Source organism: Sorangium sp. So ce363, assembly GCF_051520435.1.
Classification (GTDB): domain Bacteria; phylum Myxococcota_A; class Polyangia; order Polyangiales; family Polyangiaceae; genus Sorangium; species Sorangium cellulosum_B.
This window is the reverse complement of the sequence record NZ_CP150333.1, coordinates 10,433,006-10,458,706: the sequence shown is the minus strand read 5'-3', so window position 1 is coordinate 10,458,706 and position 25,701 is coordinate 10,433,006. Positions and strand designations below refer to the sequence as shown.

The 25,701-nt window shown below is 67.4% G+C and carries 32 protein-coding genes and 2 pseudogenes; 17 read left to right on the top strand and 17 right to left on the bottom strand.

Features of this window, described 5'->3' with window-relative positions; translation table 11 throughout:
• Window positions 1–277 precede the first annotated feature (277 nt).
• From WMF12_RS39335 to WMF12_RS39300, 8 genes are all read right to left on the bottom strand, one after another.
• The gene (locus WMF12_RS39335) at window positions 278–814 is read right to left on the bottom strand and encodes a hypothetical protein (RefSeq protein ID WP_437853480.1); all 537 of its coding nucleotides are present in this window, start codon (window positions 812–814) and stop codon (window positions 278–280) included.
• Window positions 815–821: 7 nt separating this feature from the next.
• The gene (locus WMF12_RS39330) at window positions 822–1,337 is read right to left on the bottom strand and encodes a hypothetical protein (RefSeq protein ID WP_437853478.1); all 516 of its coding nucleotides are present in this window, start codon (window positions 1,335–1,337) and stop codon (window positions 822–824) included.
• Between the two features lie 289 nt (window positions 1,338–1,626).
• Window positions 1,627–1,878 carry an addiction module protein gene (locus WMF12_RS39325; RefSeq protein ID WP_437853476.1) on the bottom strand — a complete coding sequence of 84 codons (252 nt, stop codon included), beginning with the start codon at window positions 1,876–1,878 and terminating at the stop codon, window positions 1,627–1,629.
• Window positions 1,879–2,601: 723 nt separating this feature from the next.
• A complete protein-coding gene (locus WMF12_RS39320) occupies window positions 2,602–3,714 on the bottom strand; it encodes a hypothetical protein (RefSeq protein WP_437853475.1) in 1,113 nt (370 codons plus the stop codon).
• A gap of 106 nt (window positions 3,715–3,820) precedes the next feature.
• A complete protein-coding gene (locus tag WMF12_RS39315) occupies window positions 3,821–4,525 on the bottom strand; it encodes an endonuclease/exonuclease/phosphatase family protein (RefSeq protein WP_437853473.1) in 705 nt (234 codons plus the stop codon).
• Between the two features lie 96 nt (window positions 4,526–4,621).
• Window positions 4,622–4,819, bottom strand: coding sequence for a hypothetical protein (locus tag WMF12_RS39310; RefSeq protein WP_437853471.1), 198 nt, complete (start codon window positions 4,817–4,819; stop codon window positions 4,622–4,624).
• A gap of 4 nt (window positions 4,820–4,823) precedes the next feature.
• Entirely contained in the window at window positions 4,824–5,081 is a 258-nt protein-coding gene (locus WMF12_RS39305) for a hypothetical protein (RefSeq protein WP_437853469.1), read from the bottom strand.
• A gap of 169 nt (window positions 5,082–5,250) precedes the next feature.
• Window positions 5,251–5,928 (bottom strand): TauD/TfdA dioxygenase family protein, encoded by a 678-nt coding sequence (locus WMF12_RS39300; protein WP_437853467.1) that lies wholly within the window; start codon window positions 5,926–5,928, stop codon window positions 5,251–5,253.
• Between the two features lie 639 nt (window positions 5,929–6,567).
• On the opposite strand from WMF12_RS39300, the gene WMF12_RS39295 reads away from it, so the two are divergent.
• Entirely contained in the window at window positions 6,568–6,969 is a 402-nt protein-coding gene (locus tag WMF12_RS39295; protein WP_437853465.1) for a DUF6968 family protein, read from the top strand.
• Window positions 6,970–7,801: 832 nt separating this feature from the next.
• On the opposite strand, the gene WMF12_RS39290 is transcribed toward WMF12_RS39295, so the two are convergent.
• Window positions 7,802–8,206 carry a DUF1428 domain-containing protein gene (locus tag WMF12_RS39290; RefSeq protein ID WP_437853464.1) on the bottom strand — a complete coding sequence of 135 codons (405 nt, stop codon included), beginning with the start codon at window positions 8,204–8,206 and terminating at the stop codon, window positions 7,802–7,804.
• A gap of 408 nt (window positions 8,207–8,614) precedes the next feature.
• Here WMF12_RS39290 and WMF12_RS39285 point away from each other — a divergent pair, with 408 nt between their 5' ends.
• A complete protein-coding gene (locus WMF12_RS39285; RefSeq protein WP_437853462.1) occupies window positions 8,615–9,565 on the top strand; it encodes an integron integrase in 951 nt (316 codons plus the stop codon).
• A gap of 372 nt (window positions 9,566–9,937) precedes the next feature.
• On the opposite strand, the gene WMF12_RS39280 is transcribed toward WMF12_RS39285, so the two are convergent.
• A complete protein-coding gene (locus WMF12_RS39280) occupies window positions 9,938–10,216 on the bottom strand; it encodes a helix-turn-helix domain-containing protein (protein ID WP_437853461.1) in 279 nt (92 codons plus the stop codon).
• Window positions 10,217–10,528: 312 nt separating this feature from the next.
• Here WMF12_RS39280 and WMF12_RS39275 point away from each other — a divergent pair, with 312 nt between their 5' ends.
• The 3 genes and pseudogenes from WMF12_RS39275 (at window position 10,529) to WMF12_RS39265 (ending at window position 12,657) form a co-directional block, all read left to right on the top strand.
• Entirely contained in the window at window positions 10,529–11,041 is a 513-nt protein-coding gene (locus WMF12_RS39275; RefSeq protein WP_437853458.1) for an RNA polymerase sigma factor, read from the top strand.
• A 5-nt stretch (window positions 11,042–11,046) separates the two neighbouring features.
• Window positions 11,047–11,670, top strand: a pseudogene (locus tag WMF12_RS39270) (JAB domain-containing protein); the annotation flags it as partial.
• Window positions 11,671–12,168: 498 nt separating this feature from the next.
• Entirely contained in the window at window positions 12,169–12,657 is a 489-nt protein-coding gene (locus WMF12_RS39265; protein ID WP_437853456.1) for a hypothetical protein, read from the top strand.
• Here WMF12_RS39265 and WMF12_RS39260 read toward each other — a convergent pair.
• The 3 genes from WMF12_RS39260 to WMF12_RS39250 all read right to left on the bottom strand — a co-directional run bounded on the left by WMF12_RS39260 (window position 12,608) and on the right by WMF12_RS39250 (window position 14,341).
• A complete protein-coding gene (locus tag WMF12_RS39260) occupies window positions 12,608–13,000 on the bottom strand; it encodes a hypothetical protein (RefSeq protein ID WP_437853453.1) in 393 nt (130 codons plus the stop codon). The two genes, WMF12_RS39265 and WMF12_RS39260, sit on opposite strands and share 50 nt — an antisense overlap.
• 53 nt (window positions 13,001–13,053) lie before the next feature.
• On the bottom strand, window positions 13,054–13,446 hold the full coding sequence (locus WMF12_RS39255) for a GFA family protein (RefSeq protein WP_437795389.1): 393 nt from the start codon (window positions 13,444–13,446) through the stop codon (window positions 13,054–13,056).
• 190 nt (window positions 13,447–13,636) lie between these two features.
• Window positions 13,637–14,341, bottom strand: a complete 705-nt coding sequence (locus WMF12_RS39250; RefSeq protein ID WP_437853451.1) for an NADPH-dependent F420 reductase — start codon at window positions 14,339–14,341, stop codon at window positions 13,637–13,639.
• Between the two features lie 904 nt (window positions 14,342–15,245).
• On the opposite strand from WMF12_RS39250, the gene WMF12_RS39245 reads away from it, so the two are divergent.
• A complete protein-coding gene (locus WMF12_RS39245) occupies window positions 15,246–15,809 on the top strand; it encodes a cysteine hydrolase family protein (protein ID WP_437741852.1) in 564 nt (187 codons plus the stop codon).
• A gap of 238 nt (window positions 15,810–16,047) precedes the next feature.
• Here WMF12_RS39245 and WMF12_RS39240 read toward each other — a convergent pair whose 3' ends face one another.
• Window positions 16,048–16,851 carry an SDR family oxidoreductase gene (locus WMF12_RS39240; protein WP_437853449.1) on the bottom strand — a complete coding sequence of 268 codons (804 nt, stop codon included), beginning with the start codon at window positions 16,849–16,851 and terminating at the stop codon, window positions 16,048–16,050.
• Between the two features lie 188 nt (window positions 16,852–17,039).
• Here WMF12_RS39240 and WMF12_RS39235 point away from each other — a divergent pair, with 188 nt between their 5' ends.
• The 9 genes and pseudogenes from WMF12_RS39235 (at window position 17,040) to WMF12_RS39195 (ending at window position 22,359) form a co-directional block, all read left to right on the top strand.
• Window positions 17,040–17,435 carry a winged helix-turn-helix transcriptional regulator gene (locus tag WMF12_RS39235; RefSeq protein ID WP_437853447.1) on the top strand — a complete coding sequence of 132 codons (396 nt, stop codon included), beginning with the start codon at window positions 17,040–17,042 and terminating at the stop codon, window positions 17,433–17,435.
• Window positions 17,436–17,631: 196 nt separating this feature from the next.
• Window positions 17,632–17,875, top strand: a pseudogene (locus WMF12_RS39230) (JAB domain-containing protein); the annotation flags it as partial.
• A 179-nt stretch (window positions 17,876–18,054) separates the two neighbouring features.
• Window positions 18,055–18,306: a UPF0175 family protein gene (locus WMF12_RS39225; RefSeq protein WP_129572626.1), complete on the top strand. Its 252-nt coding sequence runs from the start codon at window positions 18,055–18,057 to the stop codon at window positions 18,304–18,306.
• Window positions 18,299–18,790, top strand: coding sequence for a DUF3368 domain-containing protein (locus WMF12_RS39220; protein WP_437853445.1), 492 nt, complete (start codon window positions 18,299–18,301; stop codon window positions 18,788–18,790). The genes WMF12_RS39225 and WMF12_RS39220 overlap by 8 nt, the downstream gene beginning before the upstream one ends.
• Before the next feature lie 233 nt (window positions 18,791–19,023).
• Window positions 19,024–19,332, top strand: coding sequence for a hypothetical protein (locus tag WMF12_RS39215; RefSeq protein WP_437853443.1), 309 nt, complete (start codon window positions 19,024–19,026; stop codon window positions 19,330–19,332).
• 34 nt (window positions 19,333–19,366) lie between these two features.
• Window positions 19,367–19,768, top strand: a complete 402-nt coding sequence (locus WMF12_RS39210) for an HNH endonuclease (RefSeq protein WP_437853441.1) — start codon at window positions 19,367–19,369, stop codon at window positions 19,766–19,768.
• A gap of 17 nt (window positions 19,769–19,785) precedes the next feature.
• The gene (locus WMF12_RS39205) at window positions 19,786–20,031 is read left to right on the top strand and encodes a hypothetical protein (protein ID WP_437853439.1); all 246 of its coding nucleotides are present in this window, start codon (window positions 19,786–19,788) and stop codon (window positions 20,029–20,031) included.
• Window positions 20,032–20,142: 111 nt separating this feature from the next.
• Window positions 20,143–20,763, top strand: a complete 621-nt coding sequence (locus WMF12_RS39200) for a glutathione S-transferase family protein (protein ID WP_437295329.1) — start codon at window positions 20,143–20,145, stop codon at window positions 20,761–20,763.
• Between the two features lie 372 nt (window positions 20,764–21,135).
• Window positions 21,136–22,359 (top strand): MFS transporter, encoded by a 1,224-nt coding sequence (locus WMF12_RS39195; protein WP_437853437.1) that lies wholly within the window; start codon window positions 21,136–21,138, stop codon window positions 22,357–22,359.
• A 9-nt stretch (window positions 22,360–22,368) separates the two neighbouring features.
• Here the strand turns inward: WMF12_RS39195 and WMF12_RS39190 are convergent, their stop codons facing one another.
• From WMF12_RS39190 to WMF12_RS39180, 3 genes are all read right to left on the bottom strand, one after another.
• Window positions 22,369–23,166, bottom strand: coding sequence for an alpha/beta fold hydrolase (locus WMF12_RS39190; RefSeq protein ID WP_437853435.1), 798 nt, complete (start codon window positions 23,164–23,166; stop codon window positions 22,369–22,371).
• Between the two features lie 76 nt (window positions 23,167–23,242).
• The gene (locus tag WMF12_RS39185) at window positions 23,243–23,839 is read right to left on the bottom strand and encodes a dihydrofolate reductase family protein (protein WP_437853433.1); all 597 of its coding nucleotides are present in this window, start codon (window positions 23,837–23,839) and stop codon (window positions 23,243–23,245) included.
• A 46-nt stretch (window positions 23,840–23,885) separates the two neighbouring features.
• Window positions 23,886–24,632, bottom strand: a complete 747-nt coding sequence (locus tag WMF12_RS39180) for a hypothetical protein (RefSeq protein ID WP_437853431.1) — start codon at window positions 24,630–24,632, stop codon at window positions 23,886–23,888.
• Window positions 24,633–24,783: 151 nt separating this feature from the next.
• Here WMF12_RS39180 and WMF12_RS39175 point away from each other — a divergent pair, with 151 nt between their 5' ends.
• Entirely contained in the window at window positions 24,784–25,215 is a 432-nt protein-coding gene (locus WMF12_RS39175) for a hypothetical protein (RefSeq protein ID WP_437853429.1), read from the top strand.
• Window positions 25,181–25,672, top strand: coding sequence for a DoxX family protein (locus tag WMF12_RS39170; RefSeq protein WP_437853427.1), 492 nt, complete (start codon window positions 25,181–25,183; stop codon window positions 25,670–25,672). The genes WMF12_RS39175 and WMF12_RS39170 overlap by 35 nt, the downstream gene beginning before the upstream one ends.
• Window positions 25,673–25,701 lie beyond the last annotated feature (29 nt).

Here is a 25,701-nt window from a genome sequence, read left to right as displayed (position 1 = left end):
GACCGGGCCGACGACGGCGTCCAAAGGGGGCGCCGGGGGAGGATCGGGCGGGGCCGGCGGCTGCGGCGGACGAGGCGGCGACTCGATCGGCATCGCAACCTTCGACGAGGACCGGCTCACGGTCGAGGGCGTCACCTTCATGCTGGGGCCGCCGGGCAAGGGCGGCATCAGATGGGACGACCAGGGCAAGATGATCTCGGGCGAGGACGGCGTCGCCGTGGAGATGCTCCGGTTTCCTCGATAGGCCGGGCTCGCCAGAGGATTCTTGTCCACCGGGTCAGGAGTGCCCGCTCTCGCGGTCTCCAGGGCCTTGCCTCTTGGATTTCAGCAGCGCAGGTACGCCTTCCGGCCAGTAGAGGAACTCCTCCGGTGGCATCTCCGGCTCAGGCGAGTTGTCCCACCCGCCCGGCGGGGCCAACATTCCCTCGGCGTGAAGGAGGGCGCGCGCGACCTCCGTGATCTCCGCCGGCAGTCCAGGAGGCGACCACGCTTCGATGAGCGCACGGAGCCGCATGGCCAGAGGCTCGCGCTCTTCGTAGGGCACGGGGCTGAATTCCGGGGACACGTGGCGCTTACCGCGACGAACGTACGCGAGGTACCAGTCCACTATCCGAAGGAGGTGCTCGCGCGGAGGCATGCGGCTCATCCCGAGGAAAAGCCGCGGAACAGAGAGGGCGTGCACCCACAGGATGGCCGCAGCGGCTTGCTCGAAGTCGGAGAGCGCAGAGCTTCCATCGGGCCTGCGCTTCGCGGCATGCTCGAATGCCATCTGGAGGATCATGTCGGTATCAACGATGTCGTCATCGTGTGCCATGGAACCCTCATTCGAAGGGGACCGGATGCTCGAGCAGCATACATTCTTCGATTTTCTTGTCTATGAAAACGTACCAGATCATCTTGATGCCCACGATTTGCTTGTCGCGAACACAGGTGTAAGTGCACCACCCCTTGTTGATGAATGCTGATATATCAATAAAGCTCGGGCACAGCGAGCACCTTCCCTTGCTACATCCCATGACCGCGCAGCTCCCATAACCATTGCCGTCCTCGAAGTCACAGTACTGCTTACGCCTGAGTCCCACTTGTCGATGCATTCTTCCTTGATGTTGATCTTCGCCGTGGGCTGCACGGACGGCGGCTACGGGAGCTACGGCGCGCGAGGCACCGTCGGCGCGCCCGGCCAGGGCATCGGGCGCATCAGCGAGGCTGGCTGGGAAGCGGACTGGGCCGGCGACGGCGGCTGGGGCACGCCGGGCCAGGGCGGCGGCGGAGGCGGCGGCCGCAGGGGCGGGCTCGGCGTGTGCGGCGCGGCGTCCAAGGGCCTGGTGGGACCGCATGCGGCGCTCCCATCACCTCTTTCTCCAGTAGCCCGGCTGCTGCTTTGCGTGTGCGATGGCCACGACAAGAATGCGCGTCGGCTCGTCTCGGTACACGACGAGTTAGGGAAACCGTGTCAAACGCACCCGACGCGTCCCGTAACGGGTAAAGGGCCAGCGCTCCGGCGCCTCCGCAATTCGGTTCAATGCCGCCTCGATCTCTTCGGCGAACCGTGCCGCTACGCGTGGATCCCGTTCCGCGTACCACGCCGCAGCCTACTCGGCTTCCGCGAGTGCGGCTGGCAAGACCTCAAGGAGCTTCACGACGGCCGTTTGCAGCCGCCAGGATGCGGCGCCGGGCTTCCGGCCAAGGGACCGGCGTGACGACCCCGGCGTCGACGTCGGCGAGACGTTGCTGGATCTCCTCGGCCCACGCAGCCTCGACCTCCTCGGTCGTCTGCTCGGTCTCGTCGAGGCTCTGGATCAGCGCGGCCGCCACGGCCGCTCGGTCCTCCGCCGACAGACGCAGCGCTGCTACCAGGACATTCTCGACGTCGCTCATGATGAAGGGACCTTACCGCGAGTCCGGTCGGGTCACGAGCCGGGCCCGCCTCGGCGCGGGTCCTGGGCGAGGGGCCGTGGCTCGCGGCGGCCCTGGTCCTTGGTCCGCTGCCCGGCGAGGGCCGGCCTGCAGGTCACAAAGAACGGAGCCTGGCTCCTTCCCGACCAGACGCCGCTCGTACCCGAGCTGGAAGCGTCCCTCGCCGCCGGCGAGCCGACCGTCTACGTCGGCTTCGGCAGCATGCCTCTGGACCTGCAGACCGGCCGCATGGTCATCAAGGCCGTGCGGGCTGCGAGGCACCGTATCGCGCTGTCTCAGGGGGGCCGAGTTCGGTCGGGTCGACGACGCCGCCGACGGCATCGCGAGCGGTGACGTCAACCAGCAGGCGCTGTTCCCGAGGGGCGCCGCGATGGTGCACCACGGCGGGGCGGGGACGACCACGACCGCGGCGCGCGCGGGCGAACTTCCCGGCCGTCCGCGCTCGCCGCAGGCGTCGCGAGGTGAGGGGCAGAAATCCGCGGATCGGGGTGGCTATCCACAGGGGGTCATGGTGGCGAGGATTTGCGCAGGCCGAGCCGTGCACCCGATGGTGCCGATGGGATGGTTGGCGGGGACGCGTGCTCGGCGAAGACCGTGGCCGGCGGGCCTGCCGTGGTGAACGCGACGTCAAGGGGATCGCCCCCCGGCGTCCCGCGCCGCTCCGCCCGCGCAACGCGTTGGCGGTCACCCGCGGGGCGCCGTGCCGAGCGGAGTGAGACTCGGCGCACCGTCGGGTGCAGCGCCTTGTTGGGCCGGCTCCGCAACATTGTCGCGACGCAGCGCCTTATTGACCTCCTCGAAGCTGAATGCGATCAACTCGTTCATCGCAGTTACAAACGCGTTCGGTGGTTGCGTGAGAGGAATCCGGATCATGAGTCTCCCTGGACCACGCTGCCACTTTGGAGACCATGCCATGCGAAAAGGAGCGCCTGTCTTGCGCGCAAGGGCCTCCACGGTGCCCGCGATCGGAAAGAACCCAGGTGACTCCAGGTGCAGTTCAACTCCGATCGAGTCCGTGCACTGTACGAACTCGTAGTGCATACCTCCCGGCCATCCGGATGGGCGAATCTGACGGTAGTTGTGGGCCCGCCCCACGGCTGCGAGTCCTGCACTCGCGCTGGCGTTATATGCGCTCACGACCGCCGCGAGTTCGTCGGACATCTTCTTCTCGGGCATGTTCGCAGGCCCGGAGGCACGTGTGCTCGAGCGCACGACGTGCTGAGGGACGAGCACGTAACGCCCATCAACATCCCGGTATCGAGAGATAGTGACCAGTCCGATATCGAGACTAGACCGCGATGCTAGGAAACGCACGATCCGCTCAAGATCCGCGGGCACTTCATCAACGAGAATAAGGTACCGCGCGAGTCCGGCTCGAAGGTTCGACCCGACGGCTCGCCACAGCTTTTCGAAGTCGTCGTCGGAGTCGCCGACCAGCGACCTGAGCGCAGCCTCAAGGGTCCCGCCGACCAGCCCATCGAGCTCATCGACCGTGAACGAGGTCAAAGCCGACACATAGTCGACGACTTGCCCGACAACTTCGCGACGCGATTGGGCATTTCGGGCCAGCTTTGCTTCGACAACGACAGGCAGCCCCTCCGAGGTCACCAGCAGGATATCGAGGACTCCGGCATCCGGGAGGCTGACTTGCTGGCGCACGAGCGCAAGCCCGGGCTCCTCCGGCATCGACAGAAGATTGGGGAATGACGCGACAGCATCCTCGAGCTGCTTTTCATGTGAAAACGGCTCCGCTGCGAGTTCTACGGGCCCCGAGGGTTCGATGCGTACGACGGTCATGTGCTTCTCCGCGGAGTGATCTCCATAATCTGAACGTCAACTCGGCCCAACCTGCTAGCCTGCCGCCGCGCGAAGCGCGCTCGGCAGCCGTGGCGTATTCGGTAGCTCACTCCAGTTCCAGGAACATCGCGGAGTGGTCCGAGACTCTGCGGATTCGCACCTCATGCGAGTAGGAGACGGAACGAACAGCCTTGGCCAACTGCGGCGATCCAAAAGCGTGGTCGATTCGGAAGCCATTGCCGACGTGGCTGAACCAAGAGAACTCACGAGCTTCTGGATTCCTCTCCCTCCACAAGTCCACCCACCCCTGTTTCAGTAATCCGGCGAACTGGTCAGCGCAAAAGAAGGTCGCCCCGTGTTCGTCAAGATGATGGAGACCGGTGTTGAAGTCTCCGAAGAGCAGCGCCCGCTTGTTGAGGAGTTCGGTTCGGCCGAGGAGCCAGTCGAAGAGCGGCGCCTTGCTCCTCATGTTCGGGAAGTAAAGGCCGCAAACGACCAGATCGTCGAACTCGGCGGTTACCAACCGGTGCTCATAGCCTGGTGGGACTCCTTCTGCCGACCCCACTTGGAAGGGAAATCGCGCGGCGACGAGGACGGAGTTTTGTCGGTGATTTGAAACCGATGATGATTGATGGACGAGTCCGAGCTCACGAAGACCTGCCTGAAGCTCGTCCCCCGCCGAGCCCGTTTGGAACTCGGTGAGCACGGCAATGTCTGGCGCGCGTCCGAAGACCAACATCTTCAGGCCATCGAGAAGTTGCGGCACTCTCCTGCCGCCACCATGTCGCAGATTCCACGTTGCTAGCCTCACGCAGCTCTTCCTAGTCTGCCCAACGATTTGGACTTCTGCCGCGCGTAGGTGCGCTGCGCCTACCTACATGTCGGTCAGCAGGCCCTTTGGGCGGAGCTATCGCCGATCGCCTCGCCACGATGCTTTGCGAACGAGCGTCACCTCGCGCGGTGGCAGCCGCACGATCTTTCGCCCGCTCTTGGCCTCACCCGCCTTGAGCGCTTCGGCGAGCTTATCGATATCGTATTCGTGCTCCTTGGCGATGGCGTCGCGAGCAGCACGAACCTCGTCAATGATGGAATCGAAATAGTGCATAATGTTACTCCTCCACGAGCTCCAGAGGCGTGAGCTCCAGCAGCGGCAGGTCGCCGAGCGCCTGGAGCCGCAGCGCTGCCGCGCCGGGATCGCCCGCGGAAGCTTCGTCGACCACGAGCTGCGAGATGTACAAGTCGTAGGCGTCGCGCCCTGCCCACCACTCGACGGTCACCTCTTGGTGCGCTGCTCGCACCAGATCGCGGCTCGGCCTGGCGGTCAGATAGCTGACGATGCTGGTTTCCACGTAGACGCTCGGCTTCATGCACAGGCCTCGGGGATGAAGCCCGTGGATCGTACAGGCCCGCGGCAGACCAGGCAACGCTCATCCGGCCGAGATCGAGACGTCCGACGGCGGCCAAGGCGGCGAGGGCGGCGAGCCCCAGCGAGGCGGACGAGGCGCCGGCGCGGGGAGACGGCGTGGGGGCGCGGCGTCAACCGAGCACGCCGAACAGCTCGCCTTCGAGCGGCCGCGAGCGGAACCCGTCGGGCCCCTGGGGCAGCTCGCCTGCGACCGTGATGCGGCGAACGACGCGCGGCAGGTCGAAGTGGGCGTAGTCGATGGGGCCGGCGTGGGCGGTGGCCTGGTTGTCCCATACGGCGATCGCGTTGGGCGTCCAGCGGAAGCGCACCGCGTACTCGGGCCGCGTCACCTCGTCGGCCAGCATGTCGAGCAGCGCCTGGCTCTCGCGCTCTCGCAGGCCCACGATGTGGCTCGTCGTCCCCGGGTTGACGAACAGCGATTTGCGGCCGGTCCGTGGGTGCACGCGCACGAGCGGGTGAAGCGCGGCGAACGGGCCTGCGGCCTTGCGGCCCGGCCTGGGCTCTCCGCTATCGTAGCTGCTCGTGCGGTGGACGGCCTGGAGCCCGTCGACGAGCGCCTTGATCGTGGGCGACAGGCCGTCGTAGGCGCACTCGAGGTTGCTCCAGAGCGTGTCGCCACCGTACGGCGGGATCTCCACGCCGCGCAGGATGGAGTACCTGTTCGGGTTGGCGACGAAGGTGATGTCGATGTGCCAGCCCTTGTAGTCGCGCGGCGGTAGGCGGCGGGCGCGGGTCCGGGTGTATCCGTTCGGTAGAGCCCATCCAGACGCCGAGCAGGCCAGGGACATAGGCTTGCCGTGCGGTGAAAGTTGAGTTCGCCAGTCGCGGTGAGCAGGCCGTACTTCTTCGCCGTCCGGCGAAGAGAATTCCCCCGGAGGATCCACTCCTCGATGAGACGCTTCGCCGGATGAGAGCAAATGACACAAGCCATCTAACGTCAGAAAGTATGACGTTGGATGTTCACTTGACAAGCATTACAGCCTATCCAATTGTCGATTCAAATACAAATCGTATGGGGAGCGACCCGGCAAGGTCGTCCTTGACGTAGTCAGGGGCCGGGCTCCACGTGCTCCTCGGGGGAAGCACATGAGACGGCTGCCGTGCGTGCTGGGTCTTCTCGGAGCCACAGGTCTGGCGACGACGATGGGATGTGGAGCATCGCCAGAGGTGGACGAACCTGAAGCGGCCAGCGGCGAGGTCGAACTGCCTGACTCCCTGGACGAGTGCAACCGGGCATGTCGGAACGGACAGCAGGCGATGGAGCAATTTTGCTCCCAGCTACCACCGGATCCTCGCTTGAGGGCCGGTTGCTGGGCGGCAGCGAAGGGTGGATTGGTCGCGTGCCTCGGCTGGTGTTACTGGCACTACGGTACGTGAAGAGGGCGTCCGCTTGACACCCTGCGGGAAGGGGCCGCAAGGTGCGTCCCATGCAGGACGACACCCCGCTCGAACCCATTGCAGAACGCCGCCTCTCGGTCGTAGGCGAGCCCGGCCGGATGGTGACCGTGACCATCGGCAAGCCGGTACAGAAGGCGTCCGGTGACTGGGCCTGTCCGGTAGATATTCAGGGAATTCCAGATCCCGTCCGAGACTCGGCCTACGGTGTGGACGCGGTCCAGGCGTTACAGCTCGCGTTCGAGACGGCTCGTCAGTCCCTCAAGAAGGCTGGGCTTCCCGTCACCTGGTGCGACGGAGAGCCCGGAGAGACGGGTTTCCCCATGGCCGTGCCGTACATCTTTGGCCGCGCTTTCGAGGACAGGATGGAGCGTGTGATCGAGGATGAGATCGAGAAGGCCGTGGAGGCGAAGAAGAAGGGGGCGCCCGGCTGACCCCCCTCCCGGGGCACCATGCTCCGAGAGGGGGCTGGACCGCGGGTGTCGATCACCGCTTGTGGTCTGAGGACGGGGCTACACCTGGCGCGGGAACCTGCCGCTGTTCGGCAGCCGTCGGAAGATCTCCGCGAAGCCGAGGAAGAAAGCAACAACGGCGTCATTTGTGGTCAGGCCGCACCGTCTGCGTAACGATGGTGTATGAATGCCGTCGAACGTTGGACTTGAGCGGCGGGACCAAAGGGGCGAAGCCCCTCTGGGCACGTCCGCTCGAAGGACTGGTTAGACCGTTGCCCCGATGAGCAGGGACCCAGCCGCGTTGACCACGCGGCACGGAGCCCGAGATGCAGCGGCGCGCCCTGCCCTTGATGTGTTTTGCCTTCGACCACGCGACCTCCCCAGGTGCTGCTTTCGATTCTTGGGCGCTACTTTACGGCACGGCCTGTTCGACCTGAACCGCTCGCCCGCTGACCGCCAACGGACGGGCAGCCCGCGCCGATGCAGGCGTGCAAGCCACTACGGAGCCGCCAAGCCGGCTCGTTGGAGCCCAACCAACGAGAACTTGGGCGGAGCGTCTGGCGTTCGCACGTGCCCGACGGGCACCGCCCGCCCGCTGACCGTCGAAGGACGGGCAGCCCACGCCGATGCTGGCATGCGGAGCCTGGCCGAAGCGAGGCCTTTTGCACGTGCCGTTCTAGCGAGCGCCAGTAAGCGGGCGAAGCTGTTGGACGAGCACACGAGCGACGTCATGCCGTTGCCACGAAGGCTCTAACGTTTGACATGAGAGGCGGCGCAAGGGCGCAGCCCTTGTGACGTCCTCTCGATGGAAGGGTTAGGCATCGCTTGCGCCGAGCATGGGCTTAAAGCCCCCTGCAATGAGACGCCTTCCATCGAAGGCGGGAGCCTGATCACCAAACTGCATTCGCGGGTCATTCGTTACTCTTTCCATGCCTGCGTCTCGTGTAGCTTTGTCGGGCCACTCGACGTAGGAAACAACGACAGTCTCGTCTTGTCTAGCACCTGCGGCCTTAACGAAGTTTCCGTATTCCACCTGAGCTTGCTTGGCTTCTGCTCCGTGATACGTCTCTGCGTCTGGTCCCGATTCATCGAGCCAACATTCCATGACGCTGAGCGCTCCGTGCTCCTTGACCACCTTTGCAGAAAGCCTGGCCAGTTCTTCATACGCGGCCTTGTTCGCGCGAGGGACCGGAGCGAGGAAACAGTCGACGTAGCTCATGCTGTTCTCCTTTGCGATGCCTAACGTCGCAATCAACTGTGATGCGCGGCATATCTACGCAGTTTTGCATGTAGGCCTCGAACCGTGGCACCCTATCTCCATATTTCGAGGATAAGTCGCGGCCCACCATGGCCTATCTCCGTAATCCCGTGGATAGGCCGCGACCTTCCGCGGCCTATCTGCGCATCTCCGGAGATAGGCCGCAGCTGCGTAACCACGTATTCCCGTTGCTAGGTCTCCCACGGCGACGGCGTCTCGCCGCGCAGGATTCATGCCGACGGCTGGGTGCCCCGGGCGACCAGAGCCCGGTCGAAATATCCCCTGGTCGGCGCAACTCGCGCCCGCCCAGCGCCGATAAGGGCCAGTGCGGGTCCGACGAACCGGCCCTACGCACGCAGGACCATCCACATGACCCTCATCGAGGCCGTACGCGCCACCATCCGACGCCTGCATTACTCTCCGCGTACCGAAGAGGCATATGTCCACTGGATCCGGCAATTCATCCGCTTCCACAGCGGCAAGCACCCACGGCAGATGGGCGCGGAAGAGGTCACGGCCTTCCTCAACGAGCTTGCGGTCGCACGCCGCACCGCGGCATCCACGCAGAACCAAGCGCTGTGCGCGCTCCTCTTCCTTTACAAGCGGGTTCTCGACCTGCAGATACCTCGACTCGAAGCGCTCGAACGCGCCCGCCGACCGGAGCGCCTCCCCTCGGTCCTCTCGCGGCAGGAGACGCTCACCTTGCTCGAACACCTCGTCCCACCTTTTCGGCTCATCGGCGAGCTCCTCTACGGAAGCGGCCTCCGCCTCCTCGAAGCGCTTTCGATTCGCGTCCAAGACGTCGAGCTCGTTCGACGGCAAATCATGGTGCGCCGCGGAAAAGGACAGCACGACCGGCCGGCCTTGCTCCCCGCTCGCGCGCGCGACGAGCTGCAGGCCCAGCTCGACGCCGTGGCGCAACGGCACAAGAAGGAGCTCGCGGCTGGCCGCGACGAGGTCGACCTGCCCCACGCTCTGCGAGCGAAAATGCCAGGAGCAGCCACGAGCCTCGCCTGGCAGTACCTCTTCCCCGCCTCTCGCCCTTGCACCGATCCAGCGACTGGCCGACAGGTCCTCTACCACCTGCACGAATCGGCAGTGCAAAGGGCCGTGCACGATGCCGGACGCGCGGCGGGGCTCGCCAAGCGCGCGACATGCCATACCCTCCGCCACAGCTTCGCGACCCACCTGCTCGAGGCGGGCACCGACATCCGGACGATTCAGATACTGCTCGGCCACAAAGATGTGCGGACTACGATGGTATGCACCCACATCATCGACCGCGGTCCTCTCGGCGTGATCAGTCCTCTCGACCGCTGACCGCCGCTTCCGCGTGGAGCGCCTTGAACTCCGAGCCCACCCCCTCGTGCCGCCCCCACGCATCGTGGAAAGATAGCGTATCCGAGGGCTGCCCCACCTTGTCAAGGAGACCAGCGCAGGACCGTGCAGGCTCTACACCGGACGAAGGCGCGAGCGGGCCCTCGATGTCCTATCCCGCGGAAGCGAAGAAGTGCCCCTGCGACGGCCCGGCCGATCAGCGGCGGGGCTGTTCAGGTTGCCGCAGCTTGCCGAGTTCTCCACCACGCGGGACGGCGTCCGAAGCCGCAGCAAAGCACGCGCCGACGATGAGCCAAGTGGAGAAGCGCCCGGATGGCCGCGGGCTGTCGAGGTGCGGACACCGGCGTCTGGCTGTCAGGTGCCGGCGGGACGCTTGCGCGGCCGGCCGCGCTTGATCTCCGGCATCTCTGCAGGCCGGAGGAGAGCCGCTGGTGACACGTCGAGCGCGTTCGCGAGCCGAACGAGCGCACCCAGGCTCACGCTCTGCCGCATGCCTTCGATGTCCTGCAACGTCCGTAGATCGAGCTCGGCAGCCTCCGCGAGGCTCTCCTGGGTCATGCCGCGCTTCTGGCGGAGACGCCGAAGATTCGCGGCGATGTAGACCAGAACGGTGTCCAGGGTGAGCGTTCGCACCAGGTCGTGCGTACACCCTTGCTCGACCCATAATAACGCGGCACGACCGTGCTTTTCGTTGACGCTTCCTGCCGGCAGCCCGTAGGGTTGCAGGACCGCGAATAGTGCCGCCCGCGGGTGCTGGTAACACCCCGGGCGGCGTGGCCGAACCCCGCTCGAACGAGGTCCGACATGGGAACAGTACGTTCACGCCCTGAACAGGGCCAAGAGATCAATCCGCCCTCCTGCCGCCGCGTCCGCTCCGGCGCTCCACGCCCGCTCGGGCGATGGCCTGGCAGAGGCGGGGCTCCCGCCGCGCATCCCACCGTCTACTTGGACGCCACCGCGCTCCTCGATCAAACCCCCTTCATCCGAAGCACCCTCCGCGCCCGCGGCATCCTCCCCGCCGATCTCGACGACCTCACCCAGGACACCGTCCTCGGCGCCTGGCGCAGCATGCGCGCCGGCCGCTTCCGCCCGTCCCCCGCTCTTCCTCCCGCCGACGCCCTCCGCCTCTGGCTCGCCGGCATCGCCTCACGGCAGGCCTCGCACTACCGCGACAAGGCCCACCGCCGCCACGAACTCCCTGCGGTCGACCCTGACCGCCTCTCCGCCTTCGTTGCCCCCTCTCCCGAGGCCCGCCTCGCCGCCCGCGGCCTCCTCCGCGCCTTCCACCGTCTCCGCCCCGAGCTGCGCGAGATCCTGTCGCTCGCCGCCACCGGCCTTTCCTCGCACGAGATCGCCGCCTCCCTCTCGCTCCCGCGCCGCACGGTCGCCACCCGCCTCCGCCTCGCGCGCCGCCTCTTCGCCCGCGCCCTCACCCGCTCTCGGAGGTGGCCCCGATGAGCCCGATGAGCCGCGCCCCCGTCGACGCCCCCGCCGAGACCGCGGCCGAGCTGCCGACCGCGACCGAGGCCGCCCTCCTCGAGATGGTGCTCGGCCTGCCCGGCGTCGGGCCACACATCCTCGGCACGGCCGCTCTCCCCTCCCTCGGCCGCCTCTCGCCCGCGGCGCTGGCCGAGCGCACCCAGATCGCCCTCTTCGACGCGACCCGGCTCGCCGCCGCCTTCGAGCTCGGCCGCCGCTACCACGCCGCCCGCGCCCGCCGGGGCGCGCTCCTCACCGACGCCGCCCGCGTGGCGCGGTACTTCGGCCCGAGGCTGGCGTCCCTGATCCACGAGGAGCTCTGGATCGCGGCGCTCGACACCCACGGCCGCGTCCGCGAGACACGCCTGCTCGCCAGCGGTTCCGACGACGCCCTCTACGTCGGCCGCTCCACCGTCCTGCGCACGGCGCTGGACATGGCAGCCCACAGCTTCGTCCTGGCCCATAACCACCCCAGCGGCGACCCGACGCCGACCCGCGAGGACGAAGCGATGACCCTGGAGCTGCGCCACCTCTCCGCGGAGTTGCTCGTCCCGCTCACGGCCCACGTCATCGTCACCCCCAGCGGCCGCTACGCCGCCGTCCACGAGCAGACCCTCTCGGCGCGCAGCGCCCCTGCGTCAGAGCACTTCGCCCCTCCCACCCCTGCGCATCCAGCCGCCAGCCTCCCGCGCATCGACCCGGCAGGCTGCTCCGCAAGCCTCCGGCATCGGCGGTTCAGGCTGGCGCATAGCGCACGCCCCCATCGGGTCCGGCCTGGTGGATGGCCATCGCGGAAGTCTCCGGTCACAACACCGGGCAGGATCCGCGCAGTGACGGCCAGCGAGACGCCTGGCGTCGCATGCCTGGCTGGAGTGCGGCACAGCCCGCCGCGATGCGGGGGCTCGTCCGTCGTATCCGTGCGTGATACGCTCCACCCAAGATGGTCGATCCTGAATCGGCACCTCCGGTCTACAATGAGGACGGCGTCGACCTCACGCTCATCCGCTGGATGCTGAGCCTCACGCCAGCAGATCGGGTCGCCACCCTCCAGGCCCACATCGACTTCGTCACGCTCGCCCGTGAGAGCAGGCGCGCGCGAGAACCGCATGCCCGCTCCGACGAAGATCGCTGAGCTCCTCGGGTTGCTCGCCCGGCATCGGGTCGATTTCGTTGTCGTCGGTGGTGTCGCCGCCGTGATCCAGGGAGCCCCCGTCAACACGTTCGATCTGGCCGTCGTACACGCTCGCACGCCGGACAATATCGAACGGCTGCTCGGTGCGCTGCGTGAGCTCGATGCCGTCTACCGGATAGATCTCCAGAGGAGGCTTTCACCAACCGCCTCTCATCTGGCCTCCACTGGGCACCAGCTGCTGGCGACCAACATGGGAACGCTGGACATTCTGGGCACAATCGAGGAAGGGACATCGTACGACGAACTCATGGCCGACAGCGAGGAGCTGGATCTCGGTGCGATCTCGATACGTGTCATCACGCTCGAACGGCTCATCGCGATCAAGGAGAAGCTCACCCGACCCAAGGATCAGCTCATGCTCCAGGTGCTCCGCCCGACGCTCGACGAACGGAGACGGACCTGAGCACTTCATCGGCGGCAGCCTCGCGAGCTCCCTCCAAGGTGAGCCGCGCGCGACGAACGATATCGATCTGGTCGTCGCGATGATGCCCCGTCATGTGCGCGCGTTCACGGAGCTGCTCGGCCCGGACTTCGAGGTGGATCAAGAGGTGCTTCGCGACGCCCTGACCCGCGGAAGCTGCGCGAACATCTTCTACCTGCCGATGGTGACGAAGATCGGTATCTTCGCTCTCGGGCCGAGCTTCTACGATGATGTCGAGTTCAGTCGCCGGCGAAAAGTCAAGGTCCGCGCCAGCGGAGAGGATCTGGTTGTCAAGGCTCCGGAAGATACCATCCTCCGGAAGCATGAAGGCTTCCCAGACAGTGAGGGCACGTTCCCGCACCCCACCGTTCGTGCGACCTACTCTTCAAAGCGACCCGTGGCGTCACGATCGCGGTCATATCGTCTCGTGAGTGGAAACGGCGGCAACCAGGACTCGCGACGAACGATCCAGCTTTCGTAGGTTGGCATCAGTTGATCTGGGGCATCCAGGGATCCCAGGTTCACTTCGATTTCGTCTGCGCTGCGCGCAAAAATAGACGAACCGCAGCGGGGACAGAAGAACCGCCCGGCGTAGTCGCGGGTTTCGCCATCGATCGTCACCGCGTCCTGAGGGAACACCGCAGAAGCGTGGAAAAGGGCTCCATGATGCTTGCGGCAGTCGAGGCAGTGACAAAGGCCGACCCGGTATGGGAGTCCCGACGCCACAATTCGCACGTTGCCGCACAGGCAACCGCCGGTGAATCGGTCCATGCTGCGTCTCCTCTAACATCAAGCGGTCGGAATGGTTCCAACGAACGGCACTGCCATTGCTATTGCTCTGAAGCCCAGCCGGTGAAGGCAGGCTCGGGAAGATTCGCTGCATCAGCGACGCTTGGATCCATCTGAGGATGCTGTGTCCTCGAGGCCGCCGCTGCGGCCGACGATTCCGCTTGCGCTCGGATCAGCTCGGGCTCTGTGACGCGATGAGCGATCGCAGCCAGTCGTCCGAGGCCTTGCGGTACTCGGGGATGCGGCTCCGCTCGGCCGCGGCGAGCGCCTCCTTCAGCCGAGGCGCGTCGAGGTCGTGGATGTAGCCGGGGGTACCCGGCTGCTGCCGCCACGAGTCCTCGAGGCCGCCCGCGTCGACCGCATCGAAGCCGAGCTCGTCGACGAGGCGCATGACCTTCGCCCGCGCTTCCGGCGGATCCCCCGCGATCGGGAGCGCGACGCGCCCCGGCGTGCCCTTCGGCTTGCCCTTCGCGAGCAGGCTCTCGAAGTAGATGTTGTTGAACGCCTTGACCACTGGCCGCCCGATCTGCTCGGCGACCCACGCGCTCTCGACCTGCCCCGCCTCGATGGCCGGGATGCTGCCGTCGCGGACCGGGTAGTAGTTGTTGGTGTCGATCACGACCACATCGGCGGGCACGCCGGCGAAGAGATCGTTCGGCAGGTCCACGACCGCGCGCTGGGGGATCGTAACGACCACGATCTCGCCGCCGCGCGCGGCCTCCGCGGCCGTGACGGGGGTGGCCCCGGTCTCGGCGGCAAGCTCGCGGAGCGTGTCCGGCCCGCGCGAGTTCGCGATCACGACCTGGTGACCGAGCTTCCCCAACAGCTTCGCCAGCGACCCGCCGATCGAGCCGGCGCCGATGATTCCGATCTGCATTCGTCACTCCTTCGAGCCGAGCCGCCCGCGATCGAGCGCGGACGCCGGCGGTCCAGGTGCATCGCCTGACGCAGACGGGCGATAGCTCGCTGAATGGTCGGTCCGCCTTGAACTCCGACCCACTCCCACGTGCCGCCCCAACGCATCGTGCAAAGGCAGCGTATCCGACGGCTGCCCCACCTTGTCAAGCAGACCAACGCAGGACCGTGCGGTATCTACACCGGACGAAGGCGCGAGCGGGCCCTTGATGCCCCATCCCTCCGAAGCGAAGAAGTGCCCCTGCAACGGCGCGGCCGATCAGCGGCGGGGCTGTTCAGGTTGCCGCAGCTTGCCGAGCTCTCCACCACGCGGGACGACGTCCGAAGCTCCGGCAAAACACGCGCCGACGATGAGCCACGTGGAGAAGCGCGCGGATGGCCGCGGGCTGTCGAGGTACGGACACCGGGGACTGGCTTTCAGGTGCCGGCGGGACGCAAGCGCGGCCGGCCGCGCTTGATCTCCTCTTCGCCCGCGCCCTCACCCGCTCTCGGAGGTGGCCCCGATGAGCCCGGTGGGCCGCGTCCCCGTCGGCGCCCCCGTCGAGACGGCGGCCGAGCTCCCGACGACAACGCAGACGAGCACGTGGCGCGTGCGCTGCGCGTCGGGCCATTGATGGTCGCGCGCCGCGCGTCGAGCGCACGGGCATGCCGATGAGAGGCGCACGCGTGGCGCGCCGCTGGACGCGAACGATGACGCAGGCGAGTATGTAGTTGGTACGTGTGCCGGTCGAGGGGCCATCGAGCGTCGTGCCTGAGGCAAGGCATGATCGCCGAGGGAGGGCAGAAGACTGCCCCGCGAACCTCGACGACCGTCTCGGCGTCGGTGTTCTATTGACGGTGGGCCGCCGGATGGAGAAGCTCGCACCATGAGCTGCGCGCTGATCGTCGGTGACCTCCAGGTCGGGATTCTCGACAACTACCCGTTCACGAAGGCCGTGGTGCCGCCGGTGACCGAGCTGCTGCCGCGAGCCCGCGCTGCCGGGGTGCTGGTCGTGTTCGTGCGTACCGCGTTTCGGGCCAACGGCGCGGACTTGGCGGGTGAGGTCTTCGCGGCCTTCCACCGGGCCGGCAACCTGTTCCACGAGGGTTCGCCGGGTACGGAGGTCGCGCTGGAGGTCACCGCGGACGACGTCGTCGTGCTCAAGCGGCGCACGAGCGCGTTCGCAGGAACGGATCTCGATCTGGTGCTCCGCGCCCGCGGCGTGGACTCGCTCGCGCTCACTGGTGTCGCGACGAGCGCCATGGTCGCGGCCACGCTGTACGATGCGTCGGACCGGGGCTACGAGCTGACGGTGCTCCGCGACGGGTGCGCCGACCCGGACCCGGCGGTGCACGAGCTCCTCGTCAACACCGTCTTTCCCAGCAGGGGAGCGGAAATCGTTACGTGCGCGCAGTGGCCAGCTCGTGGTGCGCGTACGGCTCCCCGTTGAACGGCTCGACCTCGCGGTAGCCCGCGGCGCGGTACAGGCCGATTGCCTCGCTCAGCACGCGGCAGATTTATCGAGTCGACTTCATTGTCGTCGGTGGCGTCGCCGCCGTGATCCAGGGAGCCCCGTCAACACGTTTGATCTGGACGTCGTACACGCTCGCACGCCGGACAATATCGAACGGGTGCTCAGCGGCTGTTCGGCGGGCGGGCGTTGTGCCGAGTGGGTCCGGTGTGTGCCGTCAAACGGTGGGCACAGTGCCCCCGTCGATCAGGTACTCGCTCCCATGGATGGACGCCGCCCTGTCGGAGGCAAGGAATGCGACGAGCTCCGCGACCTCTTCGGGCCACGCGGGACGCCCGATGGGGATACCACCGAGCGCGTTCATGATGCCCTGCCGGGCCGTGTCCTCGTCCGTACCGGCGCCGTCGGCAAGGCGCTTCACCAGGGCGTCGGCTGCCGTCGTGCGGATCCATCCCGGGGCGATCGAGTTCACGCGGACGCCCTTCGGTCCCAGCTCCTTCGAGAGCGCCTTGCTGTACGTGGACAACGCGGCTTTCGCCGACGCGTACGCGATCGTCGCGTCGTGGAGAGGGAGCCGGCGCTGGATGGACGAAACGTGGAGGACGACCCCCGCGCCTCGCGCGATCATGTGCGGGAGGAGCGCGCGATCGAGGCGCACGGCGGCCATGAGGTTGAGCGACAGCTCGTCGTGCCAGATGTCCTCGGTGAGCGACGCGAAGCCGCCGCCCGGCGCAGAGGAGCCGCCGACGGTGTGGACCAGGATGTCGATGCCGCCAAGCTCGCCCAGGACCGCGCGGACGACGGCGTCCACCCCTGCCACCGTGGCGAGGTCGGCCTGTACGAAGACGTTCGGCGACTGGCCTGCCGGGAGCGCAGAGCGCGCCGTGGTCGCCGTCACGGCGCCCGCCGCGCCGAGGCGGCGGACGATGGCCTCGCCCGCCCCCTTGGTGCCGCCTGTGACGAGCACGCGCTTGCCGGCGAACTCCTCGGGATCGATCGAGAATCTTCGGGGCGTGTTCATCCGTCGATCTCCGGGCGGGCGATCCGAGCTCGATCGAGCATGGCATCGACGCTCCGCGCGTTCTGCGCGGCGACGTCCCCTGCGAGCGGTTCAGGTACTTGCATGGGCGGTGATTCCTCCTGAGGGACGATGACTCGCGGCCCGGCGCGTGGGCCCCCTCGCGCGCAAAGTTGGGCTAGGCTCATCGGGTGGCAAGAACGCACGAAAAGGTGGGGTACGCACCTGAAGGTGAGTACGACGAGCCGGCGACTCCCGAGATCGCCGCCGAGCGTGTCGAGCAGGCCCTCGAGCTCCTCAAGGGGCGCTGGAAGCTGGTGATCCTCTTCCGCCTCTTCGGAGGGAAGGTGCAGCGCTTCTCGGAGCTCGAGCGCGCCATCCCTGGCATCTCGCAGAAGATGCTGATCCAGCAGCTCCGGCAGATGGAGCGCGACGGGATGATCTGGCGCGTCACGCACCCCGAGGTGCCGCCCCGGGTCGAGTACGGGCTCACCGCGTGGGGACAAGCCCTCTGCCCGGCGCTGGACACGCTGCTGCGATGGGCAGCCAAGCGCGGCGCGTCCTCTCCCGTCGATTCGAGGTCGTGATGGCTGCCCCGGTGGCGCTCGCCGAGGGCGAGTCGGAGCGACCGCATCCGCGGACCTCCCCATCAATCCATGGAGCAGAACGAGGGGAACCTTGGCGCCTCCAGCTCGGAGGTAGTGGATGTTGATGCCGTTCGTTTCGCAGACTCCACTTCGCCCGCGCCCTCGCCCGCTCGCGGAGGTGGCCCCGATGAGCCCGATGAGCCGCGCCCTCGTCGACGCCCCCGCCGAGACGGCGGCCGATCTCCCGACCGCGACCGAGGCCGCCCTCCTCCGAGATGGTGCTCGGCCTGCCCGACGTCGGTCCGCGCCTCCTCGGCACGGCCGCTCTCCCCTCGCTCGGTCGCCTCTCGCCCGCGGCGCTCGCCGAGCGCACCCAGATCGCGCTGTTCGACGCGACCCGGCTCGCTGCCGCCTTCGAGCTCGGCCGCCGCACCCACGCCAGGCCTACAGGCCCACATCGACTTCGCCACGCTCGCCCGTGAGAGCAGGCGCGCGCGAGAACCGCATGTCCACGCCGACAAATCTCGCTGAGCTCCTCCGTGTGCTCGCCCGGCACCTTTCGTGCTAAAACGTGCTAAAAACAGACTTGCCCGCCTCTTCGAGCAACCAAGGACGGAACATGGCAACTCGACAGATTGTGGTGGATGTGCCCGAGAAGGTGCTCCTTGCGGAGAAGATGGACGAAGCTGAGTTCGCGCGAGAGCTCCGCACCCTCGCCGCGGTCAAGCTGTACGAGCTGGGGCGGCTCTCGTCCGGCCGCGCTGCGGAGCTAGCCGGCATGGCGCGGGTCGAATTTCTGCTGAGTCTGGGTCGCTACAAGGTTTTCCCCCTCGACGCCGAGCTCCGCGCGCTGGAGGCTGCAGTTGGTTGAGGCCATCAGCAATACCTCACCCCTGCTGTACCTTCACCGCATCGGCGCCATCGACTGGCTCGCCGAGATGTTCAAAGACGTCTGGGTCCCCAGCGCTGTGGATCTTGAGTTGAGGGAGGGGCGACGCAAGGGATATGAGGTCCCCACGCTGAGCACTTATGGGTGGGTGAAGATCGTCGAGCCCCAATCCATGCCATCGGAATGGCTCGCGCTCGACTTGGGAGCGGGAGAGCTTGCAGCCATGGCTCTGGCTCTGGAAAATCCGTCCCGTGTGATTCTCCTCGACGATGCGCTGGCGCGACGCACGGCTCAAGCGGCAGGGCTGGTCGTCTGGGGAACGCTCAAGATCTTGCTGGAGGCAAAGTCTCGAGGGATCACACAAAACGTCGGGCCGTGGGTCGACAAGCTCGCTGATGCGGGCATGTGGCTGTCTGGCGAGGTCCGCCAGAGAATCCTGTCGCTCGCTGGGGAACGGGGGGAGTAGCGCACCGCCCCGGCCAGCAGCCCGCCGCGCGTTCGCTTTCGTCATCGCGGTTGGCCGGGGAGGGGAGGAGCGGGGGTGCTCCTCGTGCTAGGCTCGACGGCGAAGCGGGCTTGCCTCCCGCGTCCACCCCAGCGCGATGCCGGCCACCACCGTCACCCTCGCTCTCCCCGAGGTGCTCTACCAGCGGCTGAGGGGGGACCGCGCTCGCGACCCGACAGCCGCTCGAAGCCGTGATGCTGCGGGCGCTGAGCCTCGGCAGCCCTCCCGCCTGGGACGACGCGCCCCCGGAGTTCCAGGTCGACCTCGCCTGCCTCGACAAGATGGACGACCTGGCGCTCTGGCAAATCGCAAAGAGCCACAGGTCCGAGGCAGAGCTCGCGCGCCACGACGAGCTGCTCGACCGGAACGCCCAGGGGCTCCTCACGCCGGCGGAGCGCATCGAGCTCGAGCGTCTTCGCCACGAGAGCGACCTGTTCATGCTCCGCAAAGCGCACGCTGCGGCGCTCCTGCGATGGCGCGGGCACGCGGTCGCTTCTCCGTAGCGCGCGCCCTCCACGAGATAGAAGACGGACTGCGGTGTCAACCTACGTTTCCGAGCTGCTCCGTTCTCGTATCGAGGAGGCCGATCGGCGCCGATGTCAATACTGCCTGACGAGCGAGGCCAATAGCGGGATTCCCCTGACCTGCGATCAAATCACGCCGGTCTCGAAGGGCGGGCCGACCTCGTTCGAGAACGTATGCCTCGCATGCCGCCCCTGTAATGAGTTCAAGGCAGGCGCCACGGAGTCGGTCGACCCGCTGACGGGAGACGTCGTGCCGGTCTTCAACCCGCGCCTCCATCGCTGGAGCGAGCACTTCACGTGGAGCGTCGACGCAACCAGGAGCGAGCGTCGGGCGATGGAGGGCACTCCGCCGGAACGACACCCCGCCTCGCGAGGGACCGGCGGCGAGCGCTTCCCGCGAGAGCGATTCTGCTAGCGTTATATTGCATGTCGATGGTCGACACCTCGCCGCAAGCGGACGCACGCTACCACGATCTGCTCCGGTGCATGCCTCCGGAAAAGCGGATCGAGGCTGCGATGCGGCTGAGCCAGGCGGTCCGTGAGCTCGCCCTCGCGAGCATCCGTGCTCGCCACCCAGGGGCGGACGGCCAGGAGCTTCGCGTCCGCCTTGCGGTGAGGCTGTACGGGCACGACTGCGCGCGCCGGCTGTTCGGTCACGTGCCGGCCGACGCCACGTGACGTCATGAGCATCTCGACGGATGTCGTGGAGCGCCGTCCACCGAGATCGAGCTCATGCGCGACGAACGAAGCCCCCTTGCGGCTCGCGCGCGGCGGGGCTCTGCTCGCCGCATGTCCGACCTCAAATTCTATTACGCCCCCATGACGAGCGCAGACCGGGTGCACTGGGCGCTCGAGGAGCTCGGCGTCCCCTACGAGAAGGTCAAGCTCGACCTCGCGGCGGGAGATCAGCGCAAGCCCGAGTACCTCGCGCTCAACCCGAACGGCAAGGTCCCGCTGCTGGTCGCGGAGGGGAAGCCGATCTTCGAGGGGCTCGCGATCCTGCTCTACCTCGGCGAGCGCTTCGGCGTGGACAAGGGCCTCTTCCCGCCGCTCAACGCCGATCGCGCCGAGGCGTTCAAGTGGATGGCATGGGGCAACGTCACGCTGTTCGAGGCGACGACGCGGCTCCTGCGCAACACCCTGGAGCGCTTCCCCGCCGACGAGCGCAACCCCAAGGTAGCCGAGGGCGCGAAGCAGGACCTCGCGAACGGGATCGAGATCCTCGACCGCGCGCTCGAGGGCAAGGAGTACCTCGTGGGCAACCAGTTCTCGCTCGCCGACGTGTCGCTCGTGACGGCGCTGCCGTTCCTGGCCCGCTTCGGCGTGGACCTCTCGCCTTTCGCGAACGTGAACGCGTGGATCGCCCGCTGCACGAGCCGGCCTGCGGCCAAGCGCGTCAGGCCGGGCTGACGTCTCGCCCTGGCCGCCCAGCCGCGCTGGCGGCTATCTCATGAGCTTCATGAGCGCCAGCAGCGGCGGCGGCCACCCCAACGCCCAGGCCGACTGGATGAGCTACTGGCTGCTCGCCAGGCTGCGCGAGCGTCCGCTCCGGACGACGTGTATCCGGAATACCGGATGCTCCCTTGCTGCGCCAGCACCAGGCGCGTGCTGCGCGTGTGCTGCTGGAGCAGCAGGCAGCGGGCGGCGCGGCGACGAGGCCGTCGCCATGGGCCTGATCCGGCTCGGGAGCGTGGCTTGCAGGGCGCCCGCGCGGCAGCACCACCCGACTCGGCACGGCGGACGAACGCGCCGATCGACCGGCGGCTCGCCTCGGTTCGCGTGATGACATCTTCGCCGCCTCTCCCCCAGCGTTATCTCCTCGGCTTCATGGTGCTCGGCCTGCTCGCGGGCTCGAGCAACGGCGTGGCCAAGGTGGTCCTGCCGCTGTATGCCGCCTCGCTCCACGCCTCCCCCTGGCAGATCGGCCTGGTCGGCGGCCTGCAGTTCACCGGCATGCTGCTGCTCTCGATGCCGGTTGGAGGCTTGATCGACCGCCACGGCAGCCGGCCGCTGTTCCGCTTCGGCGGCCTCGCGGGCGCGGCGCTGTACCTGCTCGGCTTCACCCACATGGATCGCCCCTGGCAGCTCATCGCGGGCGTGGTCCTCTTCGGGCTGCTCAACCCGTTTCGCATGGTCGCGACCCAGACCGAATTTCTTCACCTGCTTCCTCGCCTCGGCCCGCGCAAGGCAGGCTGGCAGCGCGCGTCCCACTCGCTCGGCATGTTCTTCGTGGGCCCGATGCTCGGCGCGCAGCTCCTCGGCCTGCTCGGCTACACCGGCGTGTTCGTGGTGACCGGACTCGGGCTGCTGGCGACGGTCTTCGTCGGCGATCGCGTGCTCTCCGGGGCTCCTCCCGGCCGCGGGCGCTCGGCCACGCCGCTCCTCGAGCGCCTGCGCGGGCAGGTCGGAATCATCCTGTCTCGCCGCGAGCTGCGCCAGAGCATGCTCATCGAGCTGTGTGGTCAGATGGCGATGTCCTACTTCGCCGTGTTCGTGGTGTTGATCGGGATCCGCGAGTTTCACCTCTCGGTGCCACAAGCCGCGAGCCTGGTGACCCTCCAGGGCGCCGTGTTCGTGCTGACCTTGCTCCTCGCCGGGGGCGCCCTGTCGCCGCTGCGCGACGCTGCCCGCTACGCGATCGCCTTCTCGCTGCTGCTCGCGACCGAGCTCCTGCTCGCTTTTCCCCTCGGCGTCGCGTCGCTGTGGATCGGGGCGGTCTTGCTCGGGCTCGGGCTGGGCGTGCAGCACCTCACGAGCGTCAATCGCTTCGCGGCGCTCACCGCCGAGCTCGGCCGCGGCCGGGTGGGCGGCCTGTTCTCCCTCTCGGGACCGGCCGGGGGCCTGATCGGCGCGGTGGCGGGCGGCTCGCTCGGCCAGCGCTTCGGCCTGTTCAGCGGCTTTCGCGTGCTCGCGGCGCTCTATGCGGTGCTGATGGTGTGGCACGGGTGCGGCGTTCTGACCGAGAACGACCAGCCCGTCGCGCTCGCCGAGGGCGAGCCGGAGTGACCGCAGCAGCTACGCCAGCTCACGCAAGAACGATAGGACCACCTCTTCCAGGCGCTCGGGTTGTTCGAAGGGAAGGCCGTGGCCGGCGTCCTGTACCTGCTCGATTCGCACGCGTGGGTTGAGACCCCGCAGCTCCGTTGCCATCTCGAGCGTGACGACGGGGCTGTCGTCACCGATGACGAGCAGGCTCGGGACGTCAATCGCGCTCACCACGTCGCGGTACGCGGGGTTGGGCGGCGTGAGAACGTCGAGCGCGTCCATCCGGGTCTTCAGCCTCGCCTCGGCTTGCAGCTCGATGATCTCGAGCGAGCGACGCGGGTCTCGGGCTCGGGCCTTCGCAACGAGGTCGGATTTCTGCAAGGCGAGGGCCTGGCGGTGTTGATCGGCGACGTCGCTGGCGTGCACCTCGCGCTGGCGCTCGGGGCTCAAGAACGTCGGGTCGACAAGGATGAGGCCGCGGAGGATCCCCGCCCCTCGACTCGCCACCACCGCGGCGGTCATGCCGCCCATCGAGTGGCCAAGCAGGACCGGACGAGAGAGAGCCAGGCCGCGGATGAGGCCCACGACGTCGCTCGCGTGATCGTCGTACCGGTAGCCGTGGGGCGGCGCGCTCGAGCCGCCGTGCCCTCGGGCGTCGGGCATGACGACGTCGAATTCACCTTCGAGCGCCCGCGCCAGGGGAGTCCAGCAGGCGCCGCTCCCCATCAATCCATGGAGCAGGACGACGGGAACCTTGGCGCCTCCCGTCCGGAGGTAGTGGATGGTGATGCCGTTCGTTTCGCAGACTCCACTGATCCAGGTCGTCATGGAACTGTTCCTGCCTGCCGCAGCTTCGCACGTGGGATGTCTCCCGTCGCCCATTCGACAGCCCTCGCCAGCAGGACTACGCCTTGCGTACCGGGTAGCGCAGGTGTGTGACGCCGACGCCCGCGATCACCGTCGGGTTGCCAAGGACGGCTGGCGTGCGGGCGAGGTGGTCAAAGAGTCGAACTCCGGAGCCAAGAAGAACCGCCGCGATGTCGACGTGGATTTCGTCGAGGAGCCCAGCATTCAGGCACTGCTGGATGGTGTCGGCGCCGTGGACCCCGACGGACTTCCCGGCGGCGGCGGCTTTGGCCTGGTTCACGGCGCTCTCGATGCCGTCGGTCACGAAGTGGACAGTCGAGTTGGGTCGCGGCCATCCGGGGGGGATGTGGTGGGTGAGCACGAACGCCGGTCCCCAAGCGTGATTTCCGCCCCAGCCCTGGGCGAAGTTGAACGTGCGTCGACCGGTGAGCATGGCACCAAGTTCGGACGTGAGACCGCGAAGGTGCTCGGCGCTCGGCCCGGACACCTTGAACGTCATGGGATCCGACCCTCCGGTGTGGATCTCGACGTCCCCCGAATTGGCGTACCAGTCGAACACCTCGGCCACGCCATCGTTGACGTCGGCGACGTAACCGTCGAGCGACATGGACATGATTGCGACGACCTTCGACATTGCGATGCTCCTCTGGAGGGTGGAGGCTGCGTTCAGGGGAGGCACGTCAGCAAAAATGGCACGTCTGGCGAAGATCGCAGCCGAGGCATCGCTCGGCGAGCGCCGTGAAGTCGGGCACTGCAAATGGAAGACCTCCCTCCCGCGAGAACAGGTCTTCGAAGAGCTGGGCAGGTGGAAAAACGTAGTTGCCAAAGGTGATGCTCACCCATGATCGAGCGGCGGCGATTCCGGCGATCTCCATGTGCCCGGCCTTGTAGGGGTAATCGGCGATAGCATACGGCGGAACGTCCACGAGATCCATGCGCGCTCCGAATTCGAGCGCCGCGTCCTCGGAGTCCCGGTCGGCGGACATCGACACGGGCACCTGGGTGCGATGGCATGTGATCGCGACGTAGTAGACGTCGTCGAACTGCGCTTGCGTCATGTCGTACCGCGCCCCGCCTTGAAGCGCTTCGAGCGCAAGCAGAGGTGGTCGCGTCGGTCGGAACTCGCTCCAGATCGTGGCTTGAACGTTGTCGTCATTCTCCAGGGAATGGCAGAGCTCCTCCGCGGAGTCGGGACGCAGCCACGATCCCGGATTGCGCCCGCGGTACTTGCCGGCCTTCGGCATCCCGCGCGACATGGTGAACACGAAGGACCCAACGGGCTCGGGGTCCGTTCGCACAAACCGCTCGGGGTTCTTCCCGACGAACCCAGCACTCATTGCGGCTTCGAGAAACGCCGTCATCGCCTCCGCCTTGAAGACCAAGCTCGGATCGAGCGGGACGAGAAGATGAGAATAATACATGCTCATGGATTGCCTCGCGGTCCTGGGAGCCCTCCGTGAACGAGTCGCCACGTATCCGTGGAGGGGGACCCCACCCCCTCGTGCCGCCCTCACGCATCGTGGGAAATTAGCGTATCCGACGGCTGCACCACCTTGTCAAGGAGACCAGCGCCGGACCGTGCGGGCTCTACACCTGATGAAGGCGCGGCTCGTGCCGACGGCGGCGAGCGGCGCGCCCGCGTTCGCGCGGTACCGCCCCGCGCCGGAGGGCGGCCACCGGGCCTGGGCGATCCATCTGCTCGACATCGCGGGGGACCGCATCGCCAGCATGACGTCCTTTCTGGACACCGAGGCGCTCTTCCCGCGGTTCCGCCTGCCGCTCGATCTTCCTGCATGGCCGCGGCGCTCTCCCGGCGTCACCGCAGGCGCCGTTCCGGCAGGGCCGCGGCCGCCCTTCCAGCGCGTCCGCCGGGCCGGGCGCCCGGTCAGGGGCGGCGCGGCGATTTTTTTCAGGCGACCGATGATTCCTGGTGGGGTCGGGGGTCTACGGGGTGAATCCCAGCACGGAGGCACCCATGACCGCGATCTCCACCAGCATCCATCGTCGTGACCAGGATCTCACCACCGCGCCCCGGGCCGAGGCGCCGACCAGCGTCGCAGCGCCCGGCGCGGTGCCGTCCAGGCGAGCGCTGTGGGCGGGACGCGTCCTGAGCGGGCTGGGCGTGCTGTTCCTGACGTTCGACGCCGCGGTGAAGGTGCTGCAGCTGTTCCCCGCGGATGCAGCCACGGCCCAGCTCGGATTCCCGGTCAGCCTCGTCCCCACCCTCGGCTACCTTCAGATCGCTTGCCTGGTGACGTACCTGATCCCGCGCACCGCGGTGCTCGGCGCGATTCTGTGGACCGGTTACCTGGGCGGCGCGATCGCGATCCACGTGCGGGTCGGGAGCCCGCTCTTCAGCCACACGCTCTTTCCGATCTACATCGCCGCGCTCCTCTGGGCGGGGCTCTGGCTGCGCGACCGCCGCGCGCGCGCGCTGCTCGCGAGCCCGGCGTCGCTCGACCGATGAGCTTCACATTGGCTTCCCGCCTCTCCGCC